General features: G+C 42.3%; 9 protein-coding genes. 5 read left to right on the top strand and 4 right to left on the bottom strand.

What is annotated here, in order from left to right; translation table 11 throughout:
• Positions 1 to 160: 160 nt before the first annotated feature.
• The 3 genes from JTN23_RS25655 to JTN23_RS25645 form a co-directional block, all read right to left on the bottom strand.
• Positions 161 to 544 (bottom strand): YcxB family protein, encoded by a 384-nt coding sequence (locus JTN23_RS25655; RefSeq protein ID WP_247237984.1) that lies wholly within the window; start codon positions 542 to 544, stop codon positions 161 to 163.
• A 397-nt stretch (positions 545 to 941) separates the two neighbouring features.
• Complete coding sequence (locus JTN23_RS25650; protein ID WP_247237983.1) at positions 942 to 1,913, bottom strand: alpha/beta fold hydrolase; 972 nt, start codon at positions 1,911 to 1,913, stop codon at positions 942 to 944.
• Positions 1,914 to 2,406: 493 nt separating this feature from the next.
• Positions 2,407 to 3,294, bottom strand: coding sequence for a hypothetical protein (locus JTN23_RS25645; RefSeq protein WP_247237982.1), 888 nt, complete (start codon positions 3,292 to 3,294; stop codon positions 2,407 to 2,409).
• A gap of 332 nt (positions 3,295 to 3,626) precedes the next feature.
• Between JTN23_RS25645 and JTN23_RS25640 the strand changes: the two genes are divergently transcribed.
• From JTN23_RS25640 to JTN23_RS25630, 3 genes are all read left to right on the top strand, one after another.
• Positions 3,627 to 4,229 carry a TetR/AcrR family transcriptional regulator gene (locus JTN23_RS25640; protein WP_247237981.1) on the top strand — a complete coding sequence of 201 codons (603 nt, stop codon included), beginning with the start codon at positions 3,627 to 3,629 and terminating at the stop codon, positions 4,227 to 4,229.
• 165 nt (positions 4,230 to 4,394) lie between these two features.
• Complete coding sequence (locus JTN23_RS25635; protein WP_247237979.1) at positions 4,395 to 4,916, top strand: hypothetical protein; 522 nt, start codon at positions 4,395 to 4,397, stop codon at positions 4,914 to 4,916.
• A 46-nt stretch (positions 4,917 to 4,962) separates the two neighbouring features.
• Complete coding sequence (locus tag JTN23_RS25630; protein WP_247237978.1) at positions 4,963 to 5,253, top strand: hypothetical protein; 291 nt, start codon at positions 4,963 to 4,965, stop codon at positions 5,251 to 5,253.
• A 229-nt stretch (positions 5,254 to 5,482) separates the two neighbouring features.
• Here the strand turns inward: JTN23_RS25630 and JTN23_RS25625 are convergent, their stop codons facing one another.
• Positions 5,483 to 6,433 (bottom strand): helix-turn-helix transcriptional regulator, encoded by a 951-nt coding sequence (locus tag JTN23_RS25625; protein ID WP_247237977.1) that lies wholly within the window; start codon positions 6,431 to 6,433, stop codon positions 5,483 to 5,485.
• 218 nt (positions 6,434 to 6,651) lie between these two features.
• Between JTN23_RS25625 and JTN23_RS25620 the strand changes: the two genes are divergently transcribed.
• Both JTN23_RS25620 and JTN23_RS25615 read left to right on the top strand, forming a co-directional pair.
• Entirely contained in the window at positions 6,652 to 7,470 is an 819-nt protein-coding gene (locus tag JTN23_RS25620) for a nucleotidyltransferase domain-containing protein (protein WP_247237976.1), read from the top strand.
• 24 nt (positions 7,471 to 7,494) lie between these two features.
• On the top strand, positions 7,495 to 7,983 hold the full coding sequence (locus JTN23_RS25615; RefSeq protein ID WP_247237975.1) for a GNAT family N-acetyltransferase: 489 nt from the start codon (positions 7,495 to 7,497) through the stop codon (positions 7,981 to 7,983).
• Positions 7,984 to 8,395 lie beyond the last annotated feature (412 nt).

The raw sequence follows: 8,395 nt of genomic DNA, 5'->3' as shown, positions 1-8,395 counted from the left end.
CAATTGTAAAATGTACAGTGATACAGTGGAGGTTTGCGCCGGATTGTGGAACTTCTACTTGACTAACTAGCTAGTTTTCACCGATGCAACATATCTATTTTCTTATGAGATCGATTAATGGTTTTATTTTTGGTTGATCATAAAAGCAACATACCTTGTATTATACGTTCAGCAATACTTTGTTTTTAAAAATAATTTTAAATGTTTGTTGCTGCTCAACGGTGAAGGCACGCTTTGGGATCGCATAAAAGACCAGCGGAGAAGCAGTATGCAGCAGAAACCAGTCTGGCAATTCCTCTGCCCGGATGATGGCATGCCACTGTATAGTGGCTTTTGAAAAAGCGGTCTGTTGGGTAAAACCATTGTCATCAAACACATACTGAACGGGCTTACCCCAGGAAGGCATTTTTTTCATGGTATGGAGCACCAACCTGGGATAACCCCAGAGCAGCCAAATCAGCATCATCGAAATGATTACGACAAACATCAGCAAGCCACCCCAGCCCACGATCTGAAAGCAGAACCAGGCAACCAGGATCATCATGACTCCTAACAGGACCTATCGCCACCATGTGGTTTGAAATTGTTTCCTGCGAAAATGAGCGATAAGCTCTTGGGATTGGAGGGTGAATTGGAGATCCAGCATTTTGGTGGTCATTGAAGATTAGGGGTCATATTTCAAGAGCTCATTTTCTGCCCAGAACTAGTTGTCATCCTGCGTTCTTCCTGCTCCGGATTGGAAGATGTCGAGGGCCAAGGAAGGCGATAGCTTCGTGACCAATGATCCATTCTACGAGTAGTTTGGAAATGCCGGGAGCACTGGATGGAACACTCAACATACCAATGATATCACGAGTTTTCCGATAAGATTCCTGCCCAAGCATAGAAAGAAAGGGTATATTCCTAAAGATAAATCAACATTTCTTTGCCTTCACTTGCTTCTATTTTGGAACACCTTTATTATTCTCTGGTACCAGCTTCTCCATTACCAGTGCGTTGAATTTATCAGATTCCTCCAGACAAGCAGCATGAGCTGACTCCTCAAACCAGATAAGTTCTTTGTAAGGCGCTTGTAATGATTCATAATAATCAGCTACTAATTCAGATGGACAATTATAATCATACCGGCCTAAACAAAAATAAACCGGTACCTTAACCACCGGTATCTGATTTTTTAGATCCATTTCAGGCCATATGTCTTTGGCCATGGGGGCTGAGAGACGTATTATCTTTTTGGTCTTCAACAAGTCCAGTAAGCTGTACTCCCTAGATCGAAGAAAGATTTGGCTATGGGGTAGTTTAAGGTTTTGATGTAGTACTCCTCCATACTTTTGCACTAAGTCTCTTTGTTGTTTTAATGCGCTCCACCCATCTCGATATATACCATTAACAGGATTGCCAATTCGTTTTAAAGTGGCTAAGGCGACGGTGTCCTGCTTTTGCTGAGCGGTATTGAGCGTAAATTCGTAAGAAAGCCGTTCACTTTCGGGTCCATTGGTAACGGGAGAAACAGCAACAAAAGCGGTATAGTCAACCGGATGCCTGGCGATGACGTGCATCCCCAGCAATCCCCCCCATGAGTGCCCTAATAATACTACCTTATCCTGGTTAAATCGTTGCTTAAGCCATTGGGTAAGTTCATGGGTATCCGCAATGAACTGATCCAAAGTCATACTGGAGGGTGGAATACGGGAGGAATAGGACTTTCCCGATCCGCGTTGATCCCAATACACAACCGTGAACTGATTCTCCAATGTTGCATTGTAGTACAGATAAAGTGGCATAGAAATACTACCTGGGCCTCCGTGTAACCACAACAGGATTGGATTACGGCGATCTGCTCCTCGTATCGTTACAAATTGTTTGATACCGCCGATTTTGACTCGGCGCGTTTCAGCAATGCTATTAGGCATCCTCTGCCCATCGCTAGTTCTGATGGGGCGGGTTGTACTGCAAGCGGTACAAAGAAAGATTACCAGTAGATAGAGCGTGTGCTTGACCATGTTGGAAGAGTAGAGAAAGTTTGTAGCTAAGATGCAACATACACCATACTAGTTGCTTGAGGATTACTTTATTATTTTTATCTCTCCTATGTAGAAATATCAGATAGTATATTGCTATGTCAGTGGAATACGAAGGTAATTTACCCTTTATCCTAATTTCAATCACCTGGAAGCGACTCCACGGATTCATTAAAGCTGCCATAATTGACTGAAATGATACCGTCAACGGCGCAATCACCGTCACCAGCAGATCGAAAAGGCCTGACTTTCTGTTTAATAACCATCAATTAATGAGAGTACTTTAAATTAACAATATGCAGGAGTAACAAGTGGAATGCCACATGTAGGCCAAAGGTGATCCAGTAGTTACATATATTGATTACGTACTTTGATCATATAAAAGTTACTCTTCGGTCTGTGGAGCAGGTGCAGGCTTCTGCTCAATGGTTATTTTGGTTGCACCCGCTCTTGATACCATTACCTGCTTACCAACATCCGTCAACCCTTTGCTTTCATAGATCTTCATGGCTGTCGAGATGTCAATGGCCTGCCGGGTCTGCTCGTCCAGGTCAAAGGTTAGCGTGATGAAGTTCAAGTGTACGCCTAGCGGCTCCAGTACCTTATTCGATTCAGCCAGCAGCCTATTTTCGATTTCGGCCTGGTCCAGCTCCACGATATCTTCTTCCAGGAAGAGCGCCTTACTCACATCCCGGATTCGCTTATCGATCACCATATTTTCAGCTCCTTCAAAGGCAGCTGAGTTCAAGGCTCCTTCACTATCAGCATCCGTATTGGCTTTGCCCAGGTACTTGGCTTGCTTAATAAAAGCCAATGGCTCTACAATGGAGTAATCGTAGTCTATATGAATGGCAGCCCTAACGCGGTCTTTCAGGTTCGAAATAAACTTGCTGTCTCCCTGCATGGGGTAGTTCGGGATCACTACCTTCATAAAGCAAGGGTTACCCACACCCTTGGGAACTGCTTCGCCTGCCTTGATCAGCGACCACTTCATCCCACAATCATCCGAAACCACTACCTGCTGATTCGACTTGGCGTAATTACAACTCTGCCAGAAGGGGATCAGGGCAATCAGGCCAAGGGTCCAAAGGCGCTTGATCCCTGCAAAAGATAGGTAGCCAAGTGTTACTATGCCCAATACCACCAATCCAGAGGTGATAAGGGAGGCATAAGCCAGGAAGTTGCCCGTAACAGCTCTATAAGCACCTTGTAAAGCCGAAGCCACAACCAGCACTATGAGTACCGTCAAAACAGTTTTGTAAAATTTGTTCATGTATCGTTTAAGGTTTTTGGTGATCTAAAAGTACGCTACTTCCTCATGTCTATTTAAGGTCTGTACAGGAGTGGACAATCTTAGTGCCAAAAGGCTAAAGTTGATGTTGTTGCCACTGGATCCCTATATGAGCAAACAGCAGCTGGCCCTGCCGGGCAGCTTAGTGCCTATCTGCACGTGATCACTGTACCATTGTAGCTTTTCGTCCTTGACGGTAAGCTGATAATTTAAAATCTTATCTAAGCTCTCGTAAAGGACACATTCCACACCAGGATCAAACTTTTTTGATAAAATAAACCGATTGGTTTATTTTATTATATATTTGTACAGTTATGATAGGACCAATATCTAAGTCAGAGCGAACAAAGCAGTATATAGTTGAACGTGTTGCCCCTATTTTCAATGAAAAGGGGTATGCTGGAACTTCATTTACAGATTTGACAAAAGCTACCGGACTGACTAAAGGATGCATTTACGGCAACTTTGAGAATAAGGATGAGATTGCACTTGCTGCATTTGATTACAACTTTAACTGCGTTACGCTATACATCAAAGACAAAATTTTAGCATCAGAAAATTCTATCGAACGACTGCTGGTTTACCCGAGGGTTTATCATGACTTTCTGGAAGTTCCCTTCTTGCAACCAGGATGCCCCATACTAAATACTTCAACGGAAGCTGACGACACTCATCCTAAGCTAAGAGAACGGGCTTCAAATGCTCTTGCTTATTGGAAACAATCAATTGAAAATCAAATTAAAAGAGGTATCCAGAGGGGCGAAGTTAAAGCCGATACTAACCCGTCAGAAATTGCGGTTATTTTGATATCTATAATAGAAGGAGCTATAATGCAAGCAAAAGTTACAGGAAGATCAACGGAGCTAAGAATTGCTATGCGATATATTGAGAAATTAATACTTGGTTTAGCTGTATAATTTTTTTGTCCTAAAATAAACCAAACGGTATATTTTATTTCATGTATCCGAGTACCTAAGGGTGCCCTTATTTATCTGTCATTTAACAAGAAGGCAGAACGATCCTACAAATGCCGGCTTTATAGAAGAATGTGAAACTTATTCTAGCAACTTAATAGAAGAACGATGAATACTTTTACCAAAACATTAGTTAAGATAGGTCTCTCGGGTATTGTTTTGCTAATTGCACTTTCTCCATATATAGATTCTTCCGATAAATCAGGTGCACTTGATATGATTTCAACGGTTGGTACTGCTGGTATATCCCTACTGGCCATCGCTTTTTTTATAGCTGTTGCTTATTACTGCATTGCATTAGAGACATGTTTGTCACTTATCTCAAAAGGAAATCGAAAAGCTAGACCAAAATCAGTCTGGTATATGTTTTTGCTACCCTATAACTTTATCGAGGATTTCTTTATCATTATTAATATCTCTAACTCCATAGAAGCCGAGGCAAATCGTAATATTAAATTGTTGGCGATGAAGGATTATGGAATGATAACAGGTATGGGCTGGTGTATTGCACAGTTGCTATCCTTAGCCCCAAATATCGCTGGACAGGTCGGAGGAGCATTGGGCCTGGTTCTGTGGGTTTTACACTGGCGGTTTATCAATAAAGTGAATATGATATTAGCAGCAAAGTAACTGTAAGTAAAATACGTTATTTAGATTACATATATTAATTTTAAAAATGGATCTTATGGGTTACATGCTAATTATTCACGAAGTAAAAGACTATGACCAATGGAAAGTAGTGTTTGACAATGCATCCCAAATAAGAAAAGATGCTGGTGAGATCTCCTATCAGGTTTTAAGATATGATAAAGATGCAAACAAGATTGTTCATTTTTCAAAATGGAAAGGTCATAAAGAAGCAAGAGAGTTCTTTGAATCTCCTCGCCTGGTACAGATCAGGAAAGATGCTGGGGTGAAGTCGCCCGAGTTTATATATTTAGATGAGATAGAGAATGGTGTATTATAAACTATCCTCATGAGGTATGATTATGCGATCATAAATTATGTAAGATGAACGGGTATTTAATCTTGCAGATATACTGAAGTACTCCTTATTTTTAAGGCCAGCAGTTGGGTGTTTTCTATTTGTTCTAAGCAACAATCAGGTATAGGTTATTTAGCTTTCTGCGGCAATACCTGAGTACTTCTTGGGATCCTAATGTCCGTCAAAATGGCCTTTTTTTAACAAGTAACCCCTATTTCATAAGCCTTCCTGGCGATAGTCCAAACTGTTGGTGAAAAGCCCTGATAAAAGCTGCATCCGAGCCATAGCCGATCAACGTAGCGATTTCACCTATGCTATACTCCCCACTTATCAATAACCTATAAGCATACTGCATGCGAAGCTGATGAATATAGCCAAACACGGTTGTTCCAAAGGTTGATTTAAATCCCTTTTTGAGCTTGAAGTCATTCGTTCCAAATGCTTGTGCAATACCTTTGAGGGTCAATGGACGCAGATAGTTTACCTGCAGGTAGTTTCGAACGGCAATGAAAAGCTCCTTTTCAACAGGCTCGGAGGTAGGAGATTCCGTATAGGAGCCGCCTAGTGTTAGTAGCAGTAATTCCTTTATTTTAGCTTCCAGGTATGGTTTTCTCAGATCGTCACTTACCACTGGGTGCATTAATAGGTGCAACTGGCTACGTAATTCCAGTCCTAACAGTGGGTTTTGTGAGAAGGTCTGAAAGGATTCTCCCTTTACACTCTTTACCAGCAGGCTTTCGTAAGCTGGTCCGCATGCCAGGAGAAAGTTTTGGAAGTAGTCTGCGGAAAGGCTAATACTTACATACTCGTACTGCTGTTGGGAAGGAAAGTAAAAGCTACCTTCGGGATTTACACAATTAAGCAGATTTAACTCTCCTTTTGCCATCGGCAGGATTTGATCAAACCCGGATATGCGAGCATCTGAGTAGCCATTAAGTTGAAAATGCAGACTTATATGGGTGTGATCCTGCACACTTTTAACCTGTACGTTTTCTTCAAAACATCCCCGGAAGTGCAGAACCTCAAAGCCTTCTCCCTGATAGCCGGAAGAATAGCAGGCAAACCTGCCTGGTAAGCTTCCAGACAATTCAAAGGACTTAAAGTTCTCTGAGAAGGTTCGGCAAAATAGCGATGCAAAATCAGCTCCCTGAATTTGATACATAATCCGTTTAAGTCAATTTATAGTCCGTTTGTGCAAATGCCTTATTAACTAAGATCTTCATTTTTGCATCTGTGCATCCCCTGAGCGAATATACAAAAGTAGTTGCAGAGTTTCGAGCCGGCGAGTACAGCTATGTATTGCTAAGTGGCTGTTATCCATGCTTGCGGACAAGCGGAGTGATGTTCTTTTGTACCAGTACATTTATTATAAAATATAATATGTCACAGAAAGACAAAATTAATCAAAAGGACTTTGCAGAGCATGCTTCCAATTTGTTGAGTCAGGATCCTTATGTAGTAGGGCTGGCGGTTGGAGGGTCTTGGATATCCGGCGAGGTAGATCCGTATTCAGATCTTGACTTATTATTGGTTGTTAATGATCACAAGACACCTGATAAAGCCCTGATGATGCACTATGCAGGCAGGTTGGGAACGTTGCTTAGTGCCTTCACCGGTGAGCATGTTGGCGAGCGGCGGCTACTCATATGTCTGTATGACGAGCCATTGCTACATGTAGATATAAAGTTTGTCACCCTGGCAGAGTTTGGTGAGCGGATTGAAACGCCTGCGGTATTACTTGACAAGGAAGATCGTTTACAGCAGGTACTTGCACAAACTGTAGCCCAGGATCAGCCCCTTGATTTACAATGGATTGAGGATCGCTTTTGGATTTGGGTTCACTATGCGCTTTTAAAGATAGGCCGGGGCGAATATTTCGAGGCTATGGACTTTCTGAGCTACTTACGGATGACTGTGTTTGGACCTTTGTTGCTAATGAAAAACGGTAGACTGCCCAGGGGGGTACGGAAGGTAGAAATGTATCTGGAGCCCAATGATCTTCTTCAATTAAAAGGTACAGTAGCTCTACCTGAAAAGACTTCTTTGCTTAAAGCACTGATGAATGCAGTAGTTCTGTACCGCTCTTTAAGAAGTAGTATGTTTAACGATGAAATTAAAACAGCTCCAATGGCCGAGGAAAAAGTAATGCTTTACTTTGAAGTTATCGCCAATGAATCCCTGCCGAATATCCATGAATAATATATAATAAGACAAATGGTACAGTTGAAAGATATACGATTTGTTTCTGAGAAAGCCTTGCAAGAGCTGGCCAATGATCCTGATATTGCTAAGAATCTGCGGGATGTGTTTCCTCATCCCTATACCATAAGCCACGCCCGGGAGTTTTTGGATTTGGTAGAGAGGGGAGTGGTCAAGTATGTATTTGCCCTTTTTCACGGGGAAGATTTTATTGGTATAGGGAGCATCACACCTCAGGATGATATCTATCGAAACAATGGAGAAATTGGCTATTGGCTTGGACGTCCCTACTGGGGAAAAGGCTATGGTACTACTGCAGTCCGGCTACTTACTAATTATGCCTTTCATGAACTTCATCTTCAGAGGGTATATGCGGGGGTATTCGAGGGCAACAAGGCATCAATGCGGGTATTGGAAAAAGCGGGCTATCACCTTGAGGCAATTATCAAATCTTCTATCACCAAGGGCGGACAGGTAATAGATGAGTACTTATATAGCTTAATCAAAGTGTAAGTAGTGGATTGTACGTAGTCAAGTGAAAGTGGACTGAAGGGAAGAAAAAAGGAAGAAACAATTTAGTAATCGCACCGGCGACCCGGTTGTTCAGCCCAAATTACCTTAGTTATGTCCAAACCAGCTAAAAAAAGCCTAGGTACTCCAAAACGGATCAATCAGCCTCATCTACTCCGGAGCACCCATCTGCATTTTCCATTATCATAGAGCAGTGCATTAAAATGTAAAGTCTGCTTCATTGTGTCAGTCCGAGCGGAGCGGCCGCCGCTGCGGTCGAGGACGAGTAAGGCTTCGACCGCCAGGCGGCCCTGTTCGCTCCTTTAGACTTGCGGTGTATTGAAAGAATAGGAGTAGGTACTTACATTTAAAGAGAGAAAGGGAGCCAAAGTACACTAAGACATGCGCTCTGAGC

This window comes from Telluribacter roseus (genome assembly GCF_017355915.2).
Classification (GTDB): Bacteria; Bacteroidota; Bacteroidia; order Cytophagales; family Spirosomataceae; genus Telluribacter.
The sequence above is the reverse complement of the archived record's forward strand: the minus strand, read 5'-3'. Positions and strand labels throughout refer to the sequence as shown.

What these genes read in the sequence shown, in the direction of transcription:
- JTN23_RS25655 (WP_247237984.1), bottom strand. Translation starts at nt 544, where the DNA reads ATGATGATCCTGGTTGCCTGGTTCTGCTTTCAGATCGTGGGCTGGGGT.
- JTN23_RS25650 (WP_247237983.1), bottom strand. Translation starts at nt 1,913, where the DNA reads ATGCCTAATAGCATTGCTGAAACGCGCCGAGTCAAAATCGGCGGTATC.
- JTN23_RS25645 (WP_247237982.1), bottom strand. Translation starts at nt 3,294, where the DNA reads ATGAACAAATTTTACAAAACTGTTTTGACGGTACTCATAGTGCTGGTT.
- JTN23_RS25640 (WP_247237981.1), top strand. Translation starts at nt 3,627, where the DNA reads ATGATAGGACCAATATCTAAGTCAGAGCGAACAAAGCAGTATATAGTT.
- JTN23_RS25635 (WP_247237979.1), top strand. Translation starts at nt 4,395, where the DNA reads ATGAATACTTTTACCAAAACATTAGTTAAGATAGGTCTCTCGGGTATT.
- JTN23_RS25630 (WP_247237978.1), top strand. Translation starts at nt 4,963, where the DNA reads ATGGATCTTATGGGTTACATGCTAATTATTCACGAAGTAAAAGACTAT.
- JTN23_RS25625 (WP_247237977.1), bottom strand. Translation starts at nt 6,433, where the DNA reads ATGTATCAAATTCAGGGAGCTGATTTTGCATCGCTATTTTGCCGAACC.
- JTN23_RS25620 (WP_247237976.1), top strand. Translation starts at nt 6,652, where the DNA reads ATGTCACAGAAAGACAAAATTAATCAAAAGGACTTTGCAGAGCATGCT.